General features: G+C 45.0%; 23 protein-coding genes. 22 read left to right on the forward strand and 1 reads right to left on the reverse strand.

Annotation, left to right across the window (positions count from 1 at the left end; genetic code table 11):
• Positions 1-211: 211 nt before the first annotated feature.
• The 16 genes from AWV70_RS23470 to AWV70_RS13720 all read left to right on the forward strand — a co-directional run bounded on the left by AWV70_RS23470 (position 212) and on the right by AWV70_RS13720 (position 13730).
• Positions 212-424 carry a hypothetical protein gene (locus AWV70_RS23470; protein WP_153009992.1) on the forward strand — a complete coding sequence of 71 codons (213 nt, stop codon included), beginning with the start codon at positions 212-214 and terminating at the stop codon, positions 422-424.
• A gap of 121 nt (positions 425-545) precedes the next feature.
• On the forward strand, positions 546-1316 hold the full coding sequence (locus AWV70_RS13650; protein ID WP_060208152.1) for a CheR family methyltransferase: 771 nt from the start codon (positions 546-548) through the stop codon (positions 1314-1316).
• 152 nt (positions 1317-1468) lie between these two features.
• The gene (gene aroC, locus AWV70_RS13655) at positions 1469-2650 is read left to right on the forward strand and encodes a chorismate synthase (protein ID WP_060208156.1); all 1182 of its coding nucleotides are present in this window, start codon (positions 1469-1471) and stop codon (positions 2648-2650) included.
• Position 2651: 1 nt separating this feature from the next.
• Complete coding sequence (gene aroB, locus AWV70_RS13660; RefSeq protein WP_060208158.1) at positions 2652-3755, forward strand: 3-dehydroquinate synthase; 1104 nt, start codon at positions 2652-2654, stop codon at positions 3753-3755.
• A complete protein-coding gene (gene aroH / locus AWV70_RS13665; RefSeq protein WP_060208161.1) occupies positions 3755-4120 on the forward strand; it encodes a chorismate mutase in 366 nt (121 codons plus the stop codon). Before aroB ends, aroH begins: the two co-directional genes overlap by 1 nt.
• A 27-nt stretch (positions 4121-4147) precedes the next feature.
• The gene (gene hisC, locus AWV70_RS13670; protein ID WP_060208164.1) at positions 4148-5242 is read left to right on the forward strand and encodes a histidinol-phosphate transaminase; all 1095 of its coding nucleotides are present in this window, start codon (positions 4148-4150) and stop codon (positions 5240-5242) included.
• Positions 5243-5244: 2 nt separating this feature from the next.
• A complete protein-coding gene (locus tag AWV70_RS13675) occupies positions 5245-6360 on the forward strand; it encodes a prephenate dehydrogenase (protein ID WP_060208167.1) in 1116 nt (371 codons plus the stop codon).
• Between the two features lie 15 nt (positions 6361-6375).
• Positions 6376-7683, forward strand: coding sequence for a 3-phosphoshikimate 1-carboxyvinyltransferase (aroA, locus tag AWV70_RS13680; RefSeq protein WP_060208171.1), 1308 nt, complete (start codon positions 6376-6378; stop codon positions 7681-7683).
• Between the two features lie 39 nt (positions 7684-7722).
• A complete protein-coding gene (locus AWV70_RS13685; protein ID WP_060208176.1) occupies positions 7723-8988 on the forward strand; it encodes a tetratricopeptide repeat protein in 1266 nt (421 codons plus the stop codon).
• 1 nt (position 8989) lies between these two features.
• The gene (locus AWV70_RS13690; protein ID WP_060208182.1) at positions 8990-9541 is read left to right on the forward strand and encodes a ReoY family proteolytic degradation factor; all 552 of its coding nucleotides are present in this window, start codon (positions 8990-8992) and stop codon (positions 9539-9541) included.
• Between the two features lie 57 nt (positions 9542-9598).
• Entirely contained in the window at positions 9599-10045 is a 447-nt protein-coding gene (locus tag AWV70_RS13695; RefSeq protein WP_060208185.1) for a DUF2487 family protein, read from the forward strand.
• Between the two features lie 219 nt (positions 10046-10264).
• Positions 10265-10771: a ubiquinol-cytochrome c reductase iron-sulfur subunit gene (locus AWV70_RS13700; protein ID WP_060208188.1), complete on the forward strand. Its 507-nt coding sequence runs from the start codon at positions 10265-10267 to the stop codon at positions 10769-10771.
• Between the two features lie 22 nt (positions 10772-10793).
• Positions 10794-11468 carry a menaquinol-cytochrome c reductase cytochrome b subunit gene (gene qcrB, locus AWV70_RS13705; protein WP_060208191.1) on the forward strand — a complete coding sequence of 225 codons (675 nt, stop codon included), beginning with the start codon at positions 10794-10796 and terminating at the stop codon, positions 11466-11468.
• A 40-nt stretch (positions 11469-11508) separates the two neighbouring features.
• Positions 11509-12270: a menaquinol-cytochrome c reductase cytochrome b/c subunit gene (locus tag AWV70_RS13710; protein WP_060208194.1), complete on the forward strand. Its 762-nt coding sequence runs from the start codon at positions 11509-11511 to the stop codon at positions 12268-12270.
• Between the two features lie 112 nt (positions 12271-12382).
• Positions 12383-12988 (forward strand): DUF1405 domain-containing protein, encoded by a 606-nt coding sequence (locus tag AWV70_RS13715; protein WP_060208197.1) that lies wholly within the window; start codon positions 12383-12385, stop codon positions 12986-12988.
• 70 nt (positions 12989-13058) lie between these two features.
• Positions 13059-13730 carry a zinc metallopeptidase gene (locus tag AWV70_RS13720; protein ID WP_082713626.1) on the forward strand — a complete coding sequence of 224 codons (672 nt, stop codon included), beginning with the start codon at positions 13059-13061 and terminating at the stop codon, positions 13728-13730.
• 47 nt (positions 13731-13777) lie between these two features.
• On the opposite strand, the gene AWV70_RS13725 is transcribed toward AWV70_RS13720, so the two are convergent.
• The gene (locus tag AWV70_RS13725) at positions 13778-14674 is read right to left on the reverse strand and encodes a YitT family protein (RefSeq protein ID WP_060208204.1); all 897 of its coding nucleotides are present in this window, start codon (positions 14672-14674) and stop codon (positions 13778-13780) included.
• A gap of 38 nt (positions 14675-14712) precedes the next feature.
• Here AWV70_RS13725 and AWV70_RS13730 point away from each other — a divergent pair, with 38 nt between their 5' ends.
• The 6 genes from AWV70_RS13730 to AWV70_RS24615 form a co-directional block, all read left to right on the forward strand.
• Positions 14713-15084 (forward strand): nucleotide pyrophosphohydrolase, encoded by a 372-nt coding sequence (locus AWV70_RS13730; RefSeq protein ID WP_060208207.1) that lies wholly within the window; start codon positions 14713-14715, stop codon positions 15082-15084.
• 2 nt (positions 15085-15086) lie between these two features.
• Positions 15087-15887, forward strand: coding sequence for a 4-hydroxy-tetrahydrodipicolinate reductase (gene dapB, locus AWV70_RS13735; RefSeq protein WP_060208422.1), 801 nt, complete (start codon positions 15087-15089; stop codon positions 15885-15887).
• A gap of 24 nt (positions 15888-15911) precedes the next feature.
• Complete coding sequence (gene bshA, locus AWV70_RS13740) at positions 15912-17045, forward strand: N-acetyl-alpha-D-glucosaminyl L-malate synthase BshA (protein ID WP_060208210.1); 1134 nt, start codon at positions 15912-15914, stop codon at positions 17043-17045.
• The gene (locus tag AWV70_RS13745; RefSeq protein ID WP_060208213.1) at positions 17042-18232 is read left to right on the forward strand and encodes a CCA tRNA nucleotidyltransferase; all 1191 of its coding nucleotides are present in this window, start codon (positions 17042-17044) and stop codon (positions 18230-18232) included. The genes bshA and AWV70_RS13745 overlap by 4 nt, the downstream gene beginning before the upstream one ends.
• Entirely contained in the window at positions 18210-19190 is a 981-nt protein-coding gene (locus AWV70_RS13750; RefSeq protein WP_060208216.1) for a biotin--[acetyl-CoA-carboxylase] ligase, read from the forward strand. The genes AWV70_RS13745 and AWV70_RS13750 overlap by 23 nt, the downstream gene beginning before the upstream one ends.
• Before the next feature lie 279 nt (positions 19191-19469).
• Positions 19470-19667: 3-methyl-2-oxobutanoate hydroxymethyltransferase (locus AWV70_RS24615; protein ID WP_235588669.1), on the forward strand; the 198-nt coding region annotated here is incomplete at its 3' end.

Below are 19667 nucleotides of genomic sequence, written 5' to 3' on the forward strand. Positions count from 1 at the left end.
AACGGGGGGCTTATTTAACATGCCCTAATCTAAATAAAAGTTAGTAGCACTATTCCCGTTTCAATAAAAGTGAAACCATTCTCGTTTAGATATTGAAACTTGTCACTGGAGAACTGTTAAAAACACGCTAACAAAACCTTAAGTTGACGTATATGGTCTCGTGCTTCCATTCCAAGCAACTATAGCCAACCAAATAGTAAAGCGCAATCAGGTGCGTATAATTGTAATTTATCTAATAACAAACAGTCTAATAAGGATTGAAGCGAAAGACGGCGACTCCTGCGAACGCCGTAACGTGGAACGGCGTTTGCGAGTAAAAGCGAAGCGTTACGAGCAGGATTTGGCTGCCTTAATTTCTGCAAAAGGCGCAGAAATACGGCAAATCGAACCCTTCGCTGTTCGATTGGAAAGCGTCCGTCTGTAGCGGAAATCCTGTTTCAAGGATTCGTGTTTCTTTGTCCAAATGAAGACACATTTGGAAAGTGTTACATTTGGCGTCTTCTTTCCGGTATAATAGGTGAAAAAGATTATCAGGGGGATTGTTCATGTCAGACTACATCGATTTCATTTCAAAAATAAAGAAAAAGACTGGAATCGACCTATCCTTATATAAAGAAGCGCAAATGAAAAGAAGGCTCACATCGTTATATGAAAAAAAGGGATTCCGCAATTTTTCGGACTATTATTCAGCCATACATAATGACAAACAACTTCTCGACGAATTCCTCGATCGCATGACAATCAATGTCTCGGAATTTTATCGGAACGCACAACGTTGGGATGTCCTTGACAAAAAAATCTTTCCCATGTTGTTAGCCCAGAACAAAAAACTGAAAATCTGGAGCGCTGCCTGTTCCACAGGAGAAGAACCCTATTCGCTTGCCATGGTCCTATCATCTCACGTGCCATTAAGGGATATATCGATTTTAGCGACGGATCTCGATGCGGGGGTATTGGAACGTGCAAAGGTAGGCCTTTATCAAGAAAGGTCATTGAAAGAAGTTCCAAAAAACATTTTGGAAAAGTACTTTATCAATGAAGGTCACCACTATCAAGTAAAAGATGAAATCAAAAAAACAGTCCAGTTCAAACAGCAAAACCTTTTAGGAGATCCTTATGGTTCAGGGTTCGATCTGATCGTATGCAGGAATGTGATGATCTACTTCACGGAAGAGGCAAAGGACCAGATCTATTCCGATTTTTCGAAAGCGCTCAGACCGGGAGGGATTCTTTTCGTCGGAAGCACCGAACAGATTTTCAATCCATCGAAATACGGCTTGGAATCGGTTGAGACATTCTTTTACAGGAAACTTTGAGAAAACGTTTTCATATCGATTTATCTTTAAAATCCGGAAAATATCCGGATTTTTTTATTAATACCTATAGTCAAAATTGTTTTAGTTTGATAAAGTGCTATGAAACGGATGTTTACTCCATCCTTAAGAAGAGAGATAAAGGAGGAAATGGAATGAGGTTTTTCACAGCTGGCGAGTCACATGGACCACAATTGACAGCCATTATAGAAGGATTGCCCGCTCAAATGCCATTAACGGCGGAAATGATCAACGATGAATTGAAAAGGCGGCAAGGTGGACATGGACGCGGCCGCCGGATGCAAATAGAAAAAGATCAAGTGCTTATCACGTCCGGAGTAAGGCATGGGAAGACGCTTGGCTCTCCAGTAACGCTGACGGTCGTCAATGATGACTGGAAGCATTGGACGAGCATCATGGGAGTCGAGCCGTTGGCGGACGACGTAAACCCTGAAGATATCAAAAGACAGATCACAAGACCTCGTCCCGGGCATGCGGATCTCGTTGGAGGTATGAAGTACGGACATCGCGATCTGCGGAATGTACTTGAGAGATCCTCCGCAAGGGAGACGACGATGCGTGTAGCAATCGGGGCTGTAGCTAAACAATTCCTACGTCAATTAGGTATCAGCACTGTGGCGCACGTAACGGAAATCGGCGGTATTACAACCGATCCCGAAACTTATTCCAGTTTGACGATGGATGAATTGCGGAACATCATTGAAAATGATCCAGTCTATTGCGCAGATAAGGAAGCGTCCGGCCGGATGGTTGCCGCCATCGATGACATCAAAGGGCGGGGAGATACGCTTGGTGGCGTCGTAGAAGTTATTGTGGAAGGTTGCCCGCCAGGAATCGGGAGTTATGTCCAGTTCGATCGAAAGATGGATGGAAAGCTTGCTGGAGCGATGATGAGCATCAATGCTTTCAAAGGTGTTGAATTCGGTTTGGGCTTTAAAATGGCACAAAAACCGGGCAGCGAGGTTCATGATGAAATTGCATGGTCGGAAGAACTGGGCTACTATCGCAAGTCAAATCGTCTCGGTGGGCTGGAAGGCGGTATGACGACCGGCATGCCGATTGTCATCCGTGGCGTCATGAAACCGATACCGACATTGTACAAGCCGCTTGAAAGTGTGGATATCGATACGAAGGAGCCTTTTGTAGCGACAATCGAAAGATCGGATCCTTGTGCGGTGCCAGCTGCTTCCGTTGTTGCTGAGCATGTCATTGCAACTGAAATGGCGAAAGCGATCATGGATGAATTCCGCTCAGATACGATGGAAGGCTTACAGGAAGAAATCGCGCGGTACCGACAATATGTAAAGGGGTTCTAATATGGGGAAACTGACTGTTCAATTGCCGGATACGCAATATGACGTGCACATCGGTGAAGATGTGTATGAATTGTTTTCATCCGACTATAAAGATTTGTTGCAAAGCGCCGATCGGGTGGGCATTATCGCGGATGAACAAGCAGCTGACTTGCACTTGCCAGTTCTTCTCGATGCTTTACAAAAAGCCGGTATATCGCCTTTGCTGAAAATCGTCCCTGCAGGGGAAAAAAGCAAAACAACGGATATTTATTTCGAATGCCAATCCTATTTAGTAAGGGAGCATTTCACTCGGAATTCCCTCCTCATCGCATTTGGGGGAGGGGCATGCGGGGATTTGACAGGCTTCGTCGCCGCGTCTTTCATGAGAGGGATCAGGTTTGTGCAGTGCCCTACGACCATCCTTGCGCACGACAGTGCAGTAGGCGGAAAGACTGCCATCAATCTTCCGGAAGGGAAAAACATGGTCGGCTCGTTCCATCAGCCGGCCGCGGTGCTTTTCAATACAAAACTATTGACGACATTGCCTCCACGTGAAATCCGTTCCGGCATGGCGGAATTGATCAAGCACGCATTCATTTCTGATGCGCAGTGGTCTGAATCGCTGCTGGAAGAAGAGTCTTTTTCCAATCCGACGGAGCAATGGTTATCGGCAGAGCTTTTAAAAGGGATCCAAGTGAAGGCGGATATCGTTGCGGAAGATGAATTTGAGCATTCCACAAGGAAATTTTTGAATTTCGGCCATACATTCGGTCATGCTGTAGAAGCAGTTTGCGGCTTCGGCGGACTGAGCCATGGAGAATGTGTCATGATCGGCATGGCTTACAGCTTCATCCTAAGTGAACGTCATGGTGATATTGACGCCACCTTCACAAATCGCTACATCCGTTTTGCAAAAAAGAATGGTTACTCGTTTGCTCCAGTTTTGGAGCATTCATTTGACAGTTTCCTTGTATTCATGGAAAAAGATAAAAAAGCTGCATTCGGCGAAATGAATTTCGTCATGTTAGAAAAGCTGGGAACACCTTTTGTTAAGAAAATATCGGCAAAAGAATGCGAACAGGTTTTTCTGGAATTGCAGAATAGAATCGGAATGGGGGAACGATGATGACAGTAAGAGGTGTAAGGGGAGCAACTACCGTTATCTCTGATCAATCTGACATAGTACTGGAAGCTACAAGTGCATTGGTAATTGAAATGGCGAAGCAAAATGGTGTCGTCCCTGACGAGATCATTTCAGTCATCGTCTCTACTACACGAGACATTGAGTCGGCATTTCCTGCAAAAGCGGTCCGAACGATAGATGGATGGAAATACGTACCGGTCATGTGTACACATGAAATGGACGTTCCGGGGTCGATGCCGCTATGCATCCGGATTCTTATGCATGTCAATTCTGAAACGCATCAAAAAGATATCAAGCATATTTATCAAAATGAAGCAGTGAAGCTTCGACCAGATTTGCAAAACTAAAACGACATGCAGACCGGAGGAATACATATGCAATGGAAAAAAGTTTTATCTACGATGAAGCCTTACAAACCGGGCAGATCGACTGAAGAAGTGAAAAAGGCTTATCGCTTGGACAAAGTCGTGAAATTGGCTTCAAATGAAAATCCATATGGCTGCGCTTCTACAGTAGCAGAGTTTTTAAGCGGCACAACAATGCCGTTTGAAATATATCCGGATGGCCATGGGACGACTCTCCGTGCAAAGTTGGCTGAAAAGCACGACGTGGATGAATCGTCAATCCTTTTCGGGAACGGATCGGACGAAATTATTTCGATCATTTCACGTGCCATACTAGACGAAAAAGTCCATACAATCATGCCGACTCCATCGTTTCCACAATACGCCCATAATGCTAAAATTGAAGGAGCGGAGATAACGGAAATCCCATTAAAGGATGAACATCATGATTTGAACGACTTTATCGGAGCGATAAATGACCGGACGGCAATTATCTGGGTGTGTAATCCGAATAATCCGACCGGAAGTCTTATTCCAAACGATGAGCTGGAAAGCTTTTTGGAGCGGGTTCCTGAAAACATCTTAGTCGTACTGGATGAAGCTTATTATGAATACGTGACAGATCCAGATCATGCCGATTCAATTGCGCTTATTGATCGGTTTCCTAATATCATCGTATTGCGTACATTCTCGAAAGCTTATGGTCTCGCATCCTTCAGGATAGGATATGCGGTAGGCTCATCCGTTATTATTACCGAGCTGAATAAGGTGCGCAACCCGTTTAATAACAATACGTTAGCTGTAGCCGTTGCAAGCAAAGCACTTGAAGATGATGCATTCATCGATATGTGCCGGAAACTGAATGCAGCCCAAAGAGAGCGTTACAAGACGTTCGCTTCTGAAAAAAGAATCCACATGTTTGATTCCGAAACGAACTTCGTCTTGATGGAAGTGCCGGGAGACGCTGATGGAGCATCAGAATTCTTATTGAAGCACGGCTACATCGTCAGAAGTGGCAATGCACTTGGGACGCCAGGATACGTCAGGATTACAATCGGAACTGAAGAGCAAAATACCGGATTGCTTCAAGCGTTCACTCTTTTATTACAAGAAAAAGGTAGATAAAGATGAAAGAAAATGTAGCGATTATAGGTTTAGGTCTCATTGGCGGTTCCCTGGCGCTTGCACTGAAACGGAACGGCCGCAATATACACATTACGGGCTTTGACCGTTCATATGCGACTGCGGACGAAGCATACCGCCGAGGCATCATTGATACGATTGCACCTTCCGCAAAAGCGGCATGCGAAAAAGCTGACTACATCATTTTTGCGACGCCTGTCAATACGACAATCGCATTGATGGAGGAAGCATTGGAGTGGACATTCAAACAAAATGTCATCCTATCGGATACGGGAAGTACGAAAAGTCCGATCATGCAGGCTGCCGAAAGACTTCAGGAAAAAGGTCTGACATTCATCGGCGGGCATCCGATGGCCGGCTCCCACAAAAGCGGCATTGCTGCAGCTAAAGGCCATCTCTTTGAAAATGCCTATTATGTTTTGACCCCCTGTCAACATGCTGATGAGGTGCATATCGAAAAGCTGACCGAATTACTGGCACCTTCGAAAGGGAAAATCATTCTATTGGATGCAGCTGAGCATGACAAAATGACAGCAATCGTAAGTCATTTCCCTCATATCATCGCTTCCTCCCTCGTAGGCAGGCTGGCTGACCAGGAAAAAGAGCAGCCTTTCGTCAAAAATCTAGCAGCCGGCGGTTTCCGTGATCTTACCCGCATCGCTTCAGCAGATCCAACGATGTGGCGGGATATTACAATTCAGAACCGGGAAGAATTGCTTGGACAATTGGATGGCTGGCTGCAGGAGATGCAGTCGATTCGATCGATGATTGTTGAAAACGATCACGCACGCATATTTGATTTCTTTTCTGATGCGAAGGAGTTCAGGGACCGATTGCCTTCCACTTCCCAAGGGGCGGTGCAAGGCGCTTTGTATATGACGTTCGATTTGCATATCGACGTCCCGGATCATCCAGGGGTCATATCTGAAATAACGAAAATACTTGCAGATGAACAGATCAGTATTACGAACATACGCATTGTAGAAACGCGTACGGATGTATATGGGATCCTCGTCGTCAGTTTCCAGACGGCGGACGATCGGAAAGCGGCAAGGGCAATTCTTGCGAAAACAACTGATTATAGCATGCATATTCTCTAATAGGGGGGACTGGCCATGGTTGGAACAAAAACAGTTACATTCAACAAGCCGTTACTAAAAGGATCACTAAAAGTTCCGGGGGATAAATCAATATCCCACCGGGCGATTATGTTAGGGTCGATAGCGGAAGGCCGTACTGCGATAAAAGGCTTCCTTGATGGAGAGGATTGTTTACGGACAATCGAAATCTTTAAGCACTTAGGGGTATCCATTGAACGCAATGGAACAGATGTAGAAATTTACAGCCCCGGAATGGGGAATTGGATAACCCCGACAGAAGAGCTGTATGCAGGCAATTCAGGGACAACGGCAAGACTGATGCTCGGAATCTTATCGGGTTCATCAGTCACTTCCACGTTGACAGGTGATGCATCATTATCTAAGCGTCCGATGAAAAGAGTGACAACACCTTTGCAGTCAATGGGAGCCTCTGTATCGGGGGAGGAGGGAGGAGATCTTCTCCCACTATCAATTGTTGGCTCGAAGCTTAAAGGAATCGACTATCATATGCCTGTGGCAAGCGCCCAAGTGAAATCCGCGATTCTTTTTGCGGGGTTGGCCGCGGAAGGCGAGACCGTAGTCAGGGAAACGGCTGTTTCCAGGGACCATACGGAACGGATGCTGAAGCAGTTTGGCGCAAGACTTGAGCAGGTAGGGAATACTGTAAGGATCCAAGGGGGTCAAACGTTGACAGGTACGGACGTCATAGTTCCCGGTGATATTTCGTCTGCAGCATTTTTCATGGCGGCAGCGGCTATGATTGAGGGCAGCGAGGTGGAATTTAGTGATGTCGGTCTCAACCCGACAAGAACCGGAATCCTTCAAGTGTTACGACAAATGGGGGCCGAAGTTGAAATACTTGAAAAACATGGTGAAACAGGCGAACCTTATGGAGTGGTCAAAGTATCGCACGCCCGGTTGGAAGGAACTGAGATCAGCGGGGAAATCATTCCGACGCTCATCGATGAATTGCCGATCATCGCGTTGATGGCGACCCAAGCCACAGGAAAGACGATCATTAAGGACGCCGCGGAACTACGCGTCAAGGAAACTGACCGTATTGCTGCCGTTACTTTGGAGCTGACGAAGCTTGGCGCCAAAGTGGAAGCGACAGAAGACGGGATGATCATTGAAGGGCCGACTGCCTTATCCGGAGGGGAACTGAAGTCATACGGCGACCACAGAATAGGGATGATGGCAGCCATTGCCGCATTGGTTTCGGAAGATGCCATTCATATCGAAGACCCTTCTTGCATCGCCATTTCCTATCCGAACTTTTTTGATCACTTATCGGCTCTTGTCTCGACGTGCGTTGAAGAATAATTTTCCTAATGTATACAACATGAAGGACTAGGTGAAAATATGATGCAGTTACATGATTTTGAAAAAGCGGTACTCGATGGGGACATCAGTCAAGTAAATGACTTGATTGACCGTGCGGAAAAAGACGGAGATTTCGATCTGCTCTATGAGGCTGCAGGTTTATTGGTCGATTATGGATATATCGGTCAAGCGGACCATATTTACGAAACGTTGATCTCCTATATGCCGGAAGAGGCGCAATTGAAGATTGACCGGGCAAATACATTGATGGAGCTGGGCGATGAGGATGATGCATTGCTGTTGCTTTCAGAAGTGACACCCGACCAGGAGGAATACGTCCAGGCACTTTTAGCCCTTGCCGATTATTATCAGATGATCGGCATGGCCGAAGCTGCCATCGGAAAGGTGAAAGATGCACTGGCACGGGTACCGCATGAGCCGGTTATCCGTTTCGCCTATGCTGAACTTTTACTGGATGCAGGGAGATACCTCGAAGCCGCAAAACTTTATTCCGAACTTTACAATGAAGGTCATACAAACATCGGCGGAGCGATGATATCGCTAAGACTAGCTGAGACGTATTGTGCCGGAGCGGCATATGAGGAAGCGATTCCTTATTACGATGAGCTATTGAAAGATGTGCAGCTTCCAGACACACTCTTCGGAGCCGCGTTTGCCTATTACCAGAGCAACCAGCCGGAAAAGGCAGTGCATCTGCTTGAAGAATTGATCGGAATGGACCCCGATTACTTCTCCGCCTATATGCTCGCTGGCCAGGCGCAATCCCAATTGAGTGATGATGAAAAAGCATATGAATATTTCGAGCAAGGCATCAAGCGTGCTGAATTTGACAAAGAGCTGCGACTGTCGGCGGGAAAATCAGCGTTGAAGCTCGGATTGCCCCTCGAAGCGGAAGAGCATTTACAGCAAGCGATTGCGCTGGATCCCGAATATATAGATGCCATCGTCACATTGGCTTCAATCTATAGCGAAAGGGAAGAGAATGAAAAACTGCTTACATTGCTAACCAATCTGAATGAAGAACAAATGGATATTCCTCTTTTGACAGCTTTCAAAGCATACGCCTTGGAAAGAGAGGAACAATATGCACATGCATACGTATCTTACAGTAAGGCATATGCTGGAATGAAGGATGATCCATCTTTTTTGGATAATTACGCAAGATTCCTTCTCGATGAAGGAAAACGGAATGAAGCTATTGAAGTAGTTAAGACATTGGTAAAGCTAGTACAACATGAGGAATGGACCGCTTTTCTTGAAACGTTGAATGACGAGGAGGTGTGATATGACGGCCATGATTCCTGTCGCTGCCAAAAAAGACTTCGTACGGTGGTTTTTAAAGCGCTATAAATTGAAGCGCCGGGAATGTGTGTGGATTCTGAATTATCTTCTAAGCCATGAACAACTTCTTCAAAACGTCCACTTTACGGATGAGGCGCATTATTGTCCGCGGGCGATGGTGATTTCAACAATAAATTCGGAAAGTATCCCTTTCCGTTTTTACAAAGGCAATCTGATGACTGCTGATGCCGAAAAATCATTCCATGATTTACGACTTCATCCGGAGGAAAAAATGTACATCCAACTGAATTTCCCGAACAGCCATGCTTGTCCTCAGTATGCAAGTGTGCGGGAGGAAAACCCGTTCTTGCCAGCTGAACTTCAGGTGAGTGCACGAGATCGGAAGATAGCCGAGCAATTGCTGGAGGAAAGTGTTGCATCTTTGTCCCTTGAATTGCTAATGAAAAGGGTCGATGAGGCACTAGATGCCAATGATCGGGAACGGTTCCTCATCCTATCGGCAATGCTGAACGACATGAAAATCACAAAAGAGTAATGACTCCGTCTTTCTGACGGAGTCATTTGTATGAATATTTTAGGGGGCTGGTTATAGATGAATTGGACAGGCAAGGATATGGATACATATTTGCAACAAAAAGAATATATTGATACTTTGGTGGTTCCGCTTGTAAAAGTTGAAACGAAGATGGATAATATGAAGACAAGCGCATCTTCGACAGAATTCGTCATGCATCTGGCATCTCTCATTGAAACACAGTTTAAAGGGAGGATGATGTTTGCGCCGCCATTTTCCTATACACCGGCAACGGATCATCAGCAAATGGCGCAATCGACATTGCAGGAATTTTCAGCGGCGACTTTTAAACATGTTTTCTTCCTGACGACCGATCATATTTGGACGTCGATGGAGCTGCCTGGACAAGTCATTTGGATGCCTTCCATCCCGCTGGAAAACATGGATGCTTCTTTGCGGCAATCGATTCTCGAGGACCAATTACGTCAAGTGCTTCCGAAATTTACCGAGCAATGGGCGAAGTAATAAGAGCACCAAGAGAATAGATACTCTCTCTCTGCAAATATGACAATTGAGTGGATATGTCTGGGACAAGTGTAAAATTCATGAATTGTTCACAATCTGCACATCCAGCTTAAAGCATGATTGAATTTACATTAATATTGATATATCATAGATATGTCCTAGTTTTACAATTAGCAAAAGTATGTCCGTTGGACTGATTTTGGAGTAAGAGGAGGGAAACTGATGAGCAGCAAAGTGTCTAGGCGCCAATTCCTAAGCTATACATTGATGGGTGTCGGTGGATTCATGGTTTCAGCTACAGTGATGCCGATGGTTCGCTTTGCAGTCGATCCAGTATTGCAACCGAAAGGCGAGGGAGAGTTAGTTCCGACTCAACAAAAAGCGGACGAATTGACTGAAACGCCTGTGCGTGTTGACTTTACTATTAAAGATCGTAAAGATGGATGGTACAAATCCGATGTATCGAACACCGCTTGGGTCTACAAAGAAGGCGATACGGTCATCGCACTTTCTCCTGTCTGTAAGCACCTTGGTTGCACGGTGAACTGGGAAGGCGACGAGAAGCATAAGAACGAATTCTTCTGCCCTTGCCATAATGGACGTTATGAGAAAAACGGTAAAAACATACCGGGATCTCCACCACTCGGACCACTTGATGAGTATGTGGTCGAAGTCGTGGATGGCTATGTACATCTTGGGAAAACGGTTCCAAACACATTAGTTTAATATGTAAGGGGGTACGACCGAAGTGCTGAATAAAATTTATGACTGGGTTGACGAACGGTTGGATATCACCCCGATTTGGCGTGATATTGCTGACCATGAAGTACCTGAGCACGTAAACCCTGCACATCATTTTTCTGCATTCATTTATTGTTTCGGAGGTTTGACGTTTTTCGTAACGGTCATCCAGATTCTTTCAGGCATGTTCCTTACAATGTATTACACCCCGGATATTGAAAATGCATGGAAATCCGTTTACTATCTTCAAAATGAAGTTGCATTCGGTGAGATTGTGCGTGGGATGCACCACTGGGGAGCATCGCTTGTCATCGTAATGATGTTCCTGCATACATTGCGTGTGTTCTTTACTGGCTCATATAAAAAACCTCGTGAATTGAACTGGATCGTCGGAGTATTGATTTTCGTTACGATGCTAGGTCTTGGATTCACTGGTTACTTATTGCCATGGGATATGAAAGCGTTGTTTGCGACAAAAGTAGGGATTGAAATTGCTGCATCGGTGCCATTCATCGGTGAACAGATCAAAATCCTTCTTGCCGGCGACTCCACAATCCTTGGAGCCCAAACATTGACACGCTTCTTCGCGATTCATGTATTCTTCCTACCGGCTGCTTTGCTTGGGTTGCTTGCAGCACACTTTATCATGATCAGAAGACAAGGTATTTCTGGACCTCTATAAGAAATAGGGAAGTCCGAGGATAAAAAAAGGAGGGGACATCATGCAACGCGGAAAAGGGATGAAATTTGTCGGAGATTCGCGCATTAAGGCTACGAACAAAATGCCGAACGTCCCAAAAGATTACTCAGAATATCCTGGTAAAACGGAAGCATTCTGGCCGAACTTCCTCTTGAAAGAGTGGATTATCGGAGCAATCTTCCTGATCGGATATTTAATACTGACAGTTGCCCATCCGTCACCGCTTGAGCGTCAAGCAGATCCGACGGATACAACATACATACCGGTTCCAGACTGGTATTTCCTATCCATGTATCAATTGCTGAAATATGAATTCGCATCCGGACCATATAACATCATCGGTGCGATTGTTATGCCTGGACTAGCTATCGGTGCTTTGATGTTGATGCCTTTCTTGGATACATCGAAAGAGCGTCGTCCATTAAAACGCCCTCTACCGACTGCTTTCATGCTTCTATCGTTCGCAGCTCTTTTCTATTTGACATGGGAATCCGTTGTGAACCATGACTGGGAAAAAGCGAAAGCACAAGGTGCGATTGTTGAAGAAGTCCAATTCGATCCAGAATCGGAAGGGTATCAAATTTACGCAGGATCTTCATGTATCAATTGTCATGGTGACGCATTCCAAGGTGGCTTAGGTCCAGCATTGAGCAATACAGGCCTTACAGCTGATGAGATTGTAGGAATTGCGCACGATGGAATCGGAACCATGCCTCCAGGGCAATGGGACGGTTCCGAGGAAGATCTGCAAGTTCTTGCGGAGTACCTTGAAGGGTTGAAATAAGAAAGCATTACGTTACGAAAAAAGAGTCAGGCGACTGACTCTTTTTTTTTACAAACTATTATACATAATATTTTAACGACTGAATGATATACTTCTGTTTGGGGAGATGACCATGATTTCTTTAGTCAATCGAATTTGGTTTTTATTGTCACATAAATCATTTCTATGGATTTTATTATTCGTCAATCTGTTCGGCACAGTGTACGGTTACGATTGGTATATGTGGCAATTGGAAATGACAGAACCGAAATTTTGGATTTTTGTTCCGGACAGCCCGACGGCAAGCCTGTTTTTTACGCTTGCAATCATCGGTTGGCTGATCGGCAGGAATTTTAAATTGATTGAAGCACTCGCTCTCATTACACTCGTCAAATACGGATTATGGGCGGTTGTCATGAATCTGCTCACTATGTTTGAACAGGGCTCATTAGATCCTGTCGGTTGGATGCTCATCGGCTCTCATTTTGCGATGGCGGTCCAGGCGATCCTCTATATCCCTTTATACCGATTCAAGTTCAAACATATCGTCATTGCTGGCATTTGGACGTTACACAATGATGTGATCGATTATGTATTTGGGCAAATGCCGATTTACCATGACTTGATGAAACATATGCAACAAATTGGTTACTTTACATTTTGGCTTTCTATTGCATGTATTGCTTTGGCATATGCATCATTGAAAAGAAAGGAGAAACGGGAAACAGTTTCACTATAATAGCAAAAAGTTGCGGTTCAATCGTACACATTATAAAATAGAAGTAGATATAAAGGGAGGGGAATTAGTTTTGTCTTTTATCGTTTATCTGGGTATTATCATGTTGCTTCCGTTGTATACCCAATTTAAAGTGAAGAGTACGTATAATAAATATGCGAAAGTCCGTTCAACATCAGGAATGACAGGAGCACAAGTTGCACGTCTAATCCTAGATCGTAATGGTCTACAAGATGTGAAAGTCGTTGAAAGTAAAGGGTTTTTGAGTGATCATTATAACCCGTTGACCAAAATTGTAGCCTTGTCTTCCCAAAACTATCACGAAGCTTCAGTTGCAGGTACAGCGATTGCAGCCCATGAAGTGGGACACGCCATCCAAGACGCAGAAGCTTATTCGTTCTTGCGATTCCGCCATCGTTTGGCGCCAGTAGCTAATATTACATCGAATGCTTCATGGATTTTCATCATTATCGGGATACTTGCGACTAGCATGAACTACATGCTTGGAATTGGGATTGCCTTGATGGCAGTCGGCGTTTTATTCCAAATTGTAACGCTCCCCGTGGAATTCAATGCATCCAACCGCGCAATGAACCAAATTGTTGAGCTTGGGATTATCCGCAATGAAGAAGAGCCTCATGCGAAAAAAGTATTGAGCGCTGCAGCCATGACGTATGTCGCTGCCACTGCAGTAGCCGTAATGGAATTGCTTCGTCTTTTGCTTATTTTTACGAACAGAGACTAACACAAAAACCCGACCGCAATTGGTCGGGTTTTTACTTTACATTCATGTCAATGGTCCAATGGGCGTTTCTGATCGTCGAGCGTGAATCCTTCACCCAGCACATCATGCACATCCGTAACCGACACAAAAGCATGTGGATCGATTGATGTGACAATATTTTTCAAACGCATTATCTCATTTTTGCCGACTACGCAATATAATATTTCACGGTCCGATTTCGTGAAATGGCCATACCCTTTGAAAACAGTAACGCCCCGATCCATTTCTAACGTAATCATTGAGGCGATTTCATCCTGTGCTTCTGAAATGATGAAAGCCCCTCTTGCAGCGTAAGCACCTTCCTGGACGAAATCGATGACACGTGCGCCAACGAATAGTGCGACAAGTGTATACATCATGGACCGATGATCCAAGTAGACCGCCCAAGATAGCATAATGACGAACGCGTCAAACATAAACATTGTCTTTCCCATGCTCCAGCCTATGTACTTATGCGCCAAACGTGCGATAATATCTACACCGCCTGTTGTTCCGCCATATCGGAAAATGATACCGAGCCCAACACCGATGAAAACACCTGCGAACAGGGCGACGAGGAACATGTCCCCCTCCAAATGAATGTTGACTTGGTATTTCATAAAGATCTTCAAAAAGACAGATACAGCAACGGTGCCGATAATTGTGTAAATGAAAACCCTTCTCCCGAGCAGCTTCCATCCGATAATGAACATCGGAATGTTCAGCACGAGGTTCATAATGGCGGGATCCCAGTTGAAGGCAAACAATAGGATAAGCGTAATGCCTGTAAAGCCGCCTTCCGCAAGCTCATGCTGAATATTAAAATGTACAAGACCGAAACTGAAAATGGCTGCGCCTAGGATGATGAAAAAGATATTTTTGAATTTTATTCCACGAAGCAAATGATGACCACCTTTCTTGTACATTATCAATGATTCCTGAATTTTTGACAATAGTCCTATGAATGAATACGATAACAAATGAAGGAGACGGAAGCAAATTGGAACAAACGAAAACGTTGAAAAACTTACAAGAAGAAGTCCATTCATATATATCGGGCTTTGAAGAAGGTTATTTCCCTCCGATGGAAATGTTGGCAAGGCTTACGGAAGAGCTTGGTGAGCTTTCGAGGGAAGTGCAGCATGTGTATGGCGTGAAAAAGAAGAAGGATAGTGAAGAAATCAAATCGCTGGAAGAGGAAACAGGTGACTTACTGTTTGTCCTTATCTGTTTTGCGAATTCACAAGGAATCAAACTGGATGAGGCGTTGAACGGCGTTCTGAACAAATTCAAAGAGCGAGACGCAGACCGCTGGACGAAAAAGGAGGAAATTTGATGATGAAAATAAAAGTTGCCATCGCAGGCGCCCGTGGAAGAATGGGATCTACTGCGATAGAAGCGATAGAAGCAGCAAAAGATGCGGAAGTGGTAGCTGCATTGGATTATAAATACGGTGGTTTGCATTTACATAATGGTGCTATAAATGAGGAGAAACAGGGAATACCGATTTATACATCGCTTTCCGAGCTTTGTGCAGAGCATCAGCCTGCCGTACTATTGGATGTGACGGATCCGGATGCCGTATTTACAAATGTAAAAGATGCTTTGACGCTTGGCGTGCATCCGGTTGTGGGCACGTCCGGTCTGACGAAGCAGGAGCTGGAATCCATTTTTAAAATGGTGGAATCGACACAGGTCGGAGGGATCATCGCACCGAACTTTTCAATCGGCGCGGTGCTCATGATGAAATTCGCTGCTCAAGCTGCCCGCTATCTGGGAGATGTGGAAATCCTAGAAATGCATCATGATCGGAAATTGGATGCTCCTTCCGGTACGGCTGTTAAAACAGCAGAGATGATCAAAGAAAACAGACCTTCACATATCCAAGGGCACCCGGAAGAGCAAGTCCATTTGGATGGGGCACGAGGAGCCGATGTGGAAGGGATGAAAATTCACAGCATCCGGTTGCCTGGTCTTCTCGCGCACCAGCAAGTGCTTCTCGGTGGAGAAGGGGAATTGTTGACACTTCGACATGATTCATTTGATAGGAAGAGTTTCATGCCGGGCATCATGATGGCGATCCGGGAAGTGATCGACAGGAAAGATCTAGTGTACGGCTTGGAGAATATTATCGATTAACGTTGTGTAGAAGAGGTGCAGTATATGAAAAAACTGAAAGTCGGTATCATATGTTATCCCACATTAGGGGGATCCGGGGTTGTTGCGACAGAACTCGGGTTGAAGATGGCGGAAAGGGGACATGAAATGCATTTCATTACGTCAAGTCGTCCTTTCCGTATTCCTGATGGTCACCCTAATGTTCATTTCCATCAAGTGAAGATTGATGGCTATGCCGTTTTCAAATATCCGCCGTACGATATCGCATTGGCGAATCGGATTGCTCGAGTGATCAAGGAAGAAGGGTTAGATTTATTGCATGTCCATTACGCAGTCCCACATGCCATTTCAGCGGCTTTGGGCAAAGATATGGCGAACTCTTCTATTGGGGTGATCACGACATTGCATGGAACCGATGTGACCATCCTAGGTCATGATCCCGGCTTGAAAAATACAGTCCGTTATGGAATCGATAAATCGGATTTAACGACAGCCGTTTCGGAATCCCTTCGGCAGGATACGCTTTCATTAATCGAACCGGAAAAAGAAATATTGACCATTTATAATTTCATCGATGAAGGGAAATATCGGCCAGTCGATCCTGGTTCATTGAAAAGTGAAATGGGAATCCGGGAAGATGAAAAAGTCATTATCCATATTTCAAACTTCCGAAGCGTAAAAAGGATTGGGGATATTATTGACAGTTTCAAACTGATTCGTAAGGAAGTCGATTCGAAATTAATATTGGTCGGTACTGGGCCGGAAAAGCTCGAAATGATGGAGAAGGCAAGAAAAGAAGGTTTGGAAGGGGATATCGTATTCACCGGAAAACGGGATGACCTACCGGAACTTTTAGCTATCAGCGATGTCATGTTCCTATTATCTGAGAAAGAAGCGTTCGGTCTTGTACTCCTGGAAGGCTTTGCTTGCGGCGTGCCAGCTATTGCGACAAATATTGGCGGTATTCCTGAAGTGATTGAGGACGGCGAGAATGGCTTCCTTGTCGAACTGGGCGATGTGGAGGCAGCAGCCGAAAAAGCGATGTTGCTTCTTGAAGACCCGATCATGCACCAAAGCTTCAGGGAACGTGCAATGCAGGCAGTCGACAATAAATTTAATTCAGCTTCCATAGTTCTTAAATATGAAGAGCTGTACTATAAAGTGGCGGGTTTGAAATGACTGCTCATTTTGGAACAATGCCGAGTCGGAAAGTCGTCCGTCTATTGGAAGATGCGGGGTATGAAGCAGTATTTGTAGGTGGGGCGGTCCGAGACCATTTGCTAGGCAAGGAAGCATCGGATTTCGATATCGCCACGTCTGCCACACCGGAAGAAGTGAAGAGTGTTTTTACCCATACGATCGATGTTGGAATTGCCCATGGAACTGTGATGGTTATGATGGATGACGAACCGATTGAAGTGACGACGTATCGCACGGAAAGTACATATACAGATCATAGGAGACCTGATGAAGTGAATTTCGTCAGATCCTTGCAAGAGGATCTGCAACGCAGGGATTTCACGATGAATGCTATCGCCCTGACACTAACTGGTGAAATGATCGACCCATTCGGAGGTATCAAGGATCTTCAAGACCGCAAAATCCGGGCAGTCGGCAACGCAGCAGATCGATTTCATGAAGATGCGCTGCGTATGATTCGTGCAATCCGTTTTTCGTCCGTATTAGGTTTCGACATCGAAGAATGTACCTTACAGGCGATTGGAGAAAACGCTGAAAGTATCACGCATATCTCCGTTGAAAGGATCAAAGTTGAGATGGATAAGTTATGGAAAGGGGTAGAACCTGACAATGCGCTTATGATGATGGTGGATACCCGCCTATCCGAGCATATGCCCCTTTTTCCGAACGATGTCCATCTACTATCCGCCTGCACTCCTTTTTCTACAGGGGAACAAGGCTGGTCCGCATTGATGATAGCAGGGCAATATACAGCAAGTGAGCTAGCGAGAGCATATAAGCTTTCCAACCGCGAGAAAGCTTTTCTATCAGAGGTCCAATCCGCGTTCGATAAGAGACAGTCGAGTCGATTTACGATTGATGATTATTACCGGTTCACATTGGACGTGTTGATGGCAACAGAAAAAGTTTGGCAAGCAGTACATCTGACAGAACCGGGAATTCCCATTGAGGAAATGAAACAAATACAAGAAGGTTTGCCGATCCGTTCCAAAGATGATCTGAAAGTCGATGGGAAGGATTTGATGGCGTGGACAAGCCAAAGAGGCGGCAGATGGGTCGGCGAATGGATGGGGAAAATCGAACAAACGGTACTGCATGGAAATTGTCCAAACGATGCGGAAAAGATAAAGGAATGGTTTCTCAATGAATACGAATATCAAGAATGAATTATTGAAAAGACTTTTTGAAGCTATGGGAAATCCGGTTTCAGGACAGGAATTTGCAGATGAATTCGGTCTGTCCAGAACAGCAATTTGGAAATATATTAAAGAGTTTGAAGAGGAAGGCTATGAAATCGCTTCAATCAGGAAAAAGGGGTATGTGCTCATCGCTTCGCCGGATCGAGTGAACGCCCCCAACATCCAGAAGTTTCTGCAGACGGCAACGTATGGCAGGACAATCGACTATTACGAGAGTTGCGGTTCAACTCAAAATCTTGCACATGACGCTGCGCAGGCCGATGCGCCCGATGGAACTCTCATCGTTTCGGAGGAGCAGACGGCCGGAAAAGGAAGGTTGTCCCGGCCATGGAATTCAGCAGCTCAAAAAGGGATTTGGATGAGTTTGATCATCCGTCCGTCCCTGATGCCGCAACAAGCCCCGCAGATGACGCTCGTTGCGGCGGTTGCTATCGTCCGGGCGATTGAAAATATCGCAGGTGTGGAAGCCACGATCAAATGGCCGAATGATATTATGATCGACGGCAGGAAGATGACTGGCATACTTACTGAACTTCAATCTGAACCTGATCGAGTGAAGGCAATCATTCTCGGAATCGGCATGAACGTCAATCAAGATGAAGATGATTTCCCATTGGAACTGCAAGAGATAGCCACCTCTTTGAAGATCGCTTGCGGCAAGCATATTGATCGCGCGAAACTGATCGCTGAAATCCTCTCTTTTATCGAATTATATACGAAGATGTATGAAAAACATGGATTCGGACCGATCAAACTGCTATGGGAAGGATATTCGAACATTGCAGGCAAACGAATCCGAGCTGTCATGTTACATGAAACGGTGGAAGGGACCGCTTTAGGCATTTCAGAAGAAGGGCTATTGGAGCTTCAGCTTGACGACGGTACAATCAAAGGCATTTATTCAGCTGATATTGTACTAACGTAAAATTTCGATCAGTGGCCAGTCAAATGTGGTAAAAGATTGAACTATACAAATCTTCCTTGATTTGCTATAGTTATGGCGAAGGGCAGTATCAATCGGAATTGCACCTTCAAGGATTTAAGAACGATAGTAAACCTAATAAGATCTGCCTTGATCTTGTAAAAGACAGGGACGGAGGAAACCCAAAATCGTAATTACACAATCCTTCTGCCCATTTTTGGCCAGAAGGATTTTCAATTTTCGGTTTTCTCCATTTTGACAATCAAAAGGGAGAGGATACGGATGAAAAGCAGTACGGAATTCACGAAGATGAAACGTCAAGGGGAAAAAATCGTCATGTTGACCGCATACGACCACCCATCTGCACAATTAGCGGAGGAGGCGGGCATCGATGTTATTCTTGTGGGGGACTCGCTCGGTATGGTCGTGTTAGGTTATGAATCGACCTCCGCCGTGACAGTAGATGACATGATTCATCAC

This window comes from Sporosarcina koreensis (assembly GCF_001531445.1).
In the GTDB taxonomy this organism is placed as follows: domain Bacteria; phylum Bacillota; class Bacilli; order Bacillales_A; family Planococcaceae; genus Sporosarcina; species Sporosarcina koreensis_C.

Bases quoted from the DNA above. Each gene is read 5' to 3' on its own strand.
- AWV70_RS13650 (WP_060208152.1), top strand. From the start codon at position 546: ATGTCAGACTACATCGATTTCATTTCAAAAATAAAGAAAAAGACTGGA.
- aroC (WP_060208156.1), top strand. From the start codon at position 1,469: ATGAGGTTTTTCACAGCTGGCGAGTCACATGGACCACAATTGACAGCC.
- aroB (WP_060208158.1), top strand. From the start codon at position 2,652: ATGGGGAAACTGACTGTTCAATTGCCGGATACGCAATATGACGTGCAC.
- aroH (WP_060208161.1), top strand. From the start codon at position 3,755: ATGACAGTAAGAGGTGTAAGGGGAGCAACTACCGTTATCTCTGATCAA.
- hisC (WP_060208164.1), top strand. From the start codon at position 4,148: ATGCAATGGAAAAAAGTTTTATCTACGATGAAGCCTTACAAACCGGGC.
- AWV70_RS13675 (WP_060208167.1), top strand. From the start codon at position 5,245: ATGAAAGAAAATGTAGCGATTATAGGTTTAGGTCTCATTGGCGGTTCC.
- aroA (WP_060208171.1), top strand. From the start codon at position 6,376: ATGGTTGGAACAAAAACAGTTACATTCAACAAGCCGTTACTAAAAGGA.
- AWV70_RS13685 (WP_060208176.1), top strand. From the start codon at position 7,723: ATGATGCAGTTACATGATTTTGAAAAAGCGGTACTCGATGGGGACATC.
- AWV70_RS13690 (WP_060208182.1), top strand. From the start codon at position 8,990: ATGACGGCCATGATTCCTGTCGCTGCCAAAAAAGACTTCGTACGGTGG.
- AWV70_RS13695 (WP_060208185.1), top strand. From the start codon at position 9,599: ATGAATTGGACAGGCAAGGATATGGATACATATTTGCAACAAAAAGAA.
- AWV70_RS13710 (WP_060208194.1), top strand. From the start codon at position 11,509: ATGCAACGCGGAAAAGGGATGAAATTTGTCGGAGATTCGCGCATTAAG.
- AWV70_RS13715 (WP_060208197.1), top strand. From the start codon at position 12,383: ATGATTTCTTTAGTCAATCGAATTTGGTTTTTATTGTCACATAAATCA.
- AWV70_RS13725 (WP_060208204.1), bottom strand. From the start codon at position 14,674: ATGTACAAGAAAGGTGGTCATCATTTGCTTCGTGGAATAAAATTCAAA.
- AWV70_RS13730 (WP_060208207.1), top strand. From the start codon at position 14,713: ATGAATACGATAACAAATGAAGGAGACGGAAGCAAATTGGAACAAACG.
- dapB (WP_060208422.1), top strand. From the start codon at position 15,087: ATGAAAATAAAAGTTGCCATCGCAGGCGCCCGTGGAAGAATGGGATCT.
- bshA (WP_060208210.1), top strand. From the start codon at position 15,912: ATGAAAAAACTGAAAGTCGGTATCATATGTTATCCCACATTAGGGGGA.
- AWV70_RS13745 (WP_060208213.1), top strand. From the start codon at position 17,042: ATGACTGCTCATTTTGGAACAATGCCGAGTCGGAAAGTCGTCCGTCTA.
- AWV70_RS13750 (WP_060208216.1), top strand. From the start codon at position 18,210: ATGAATACGAATATCAAGAATGAATTATTGAAAAGACTTTTTGAAGCT.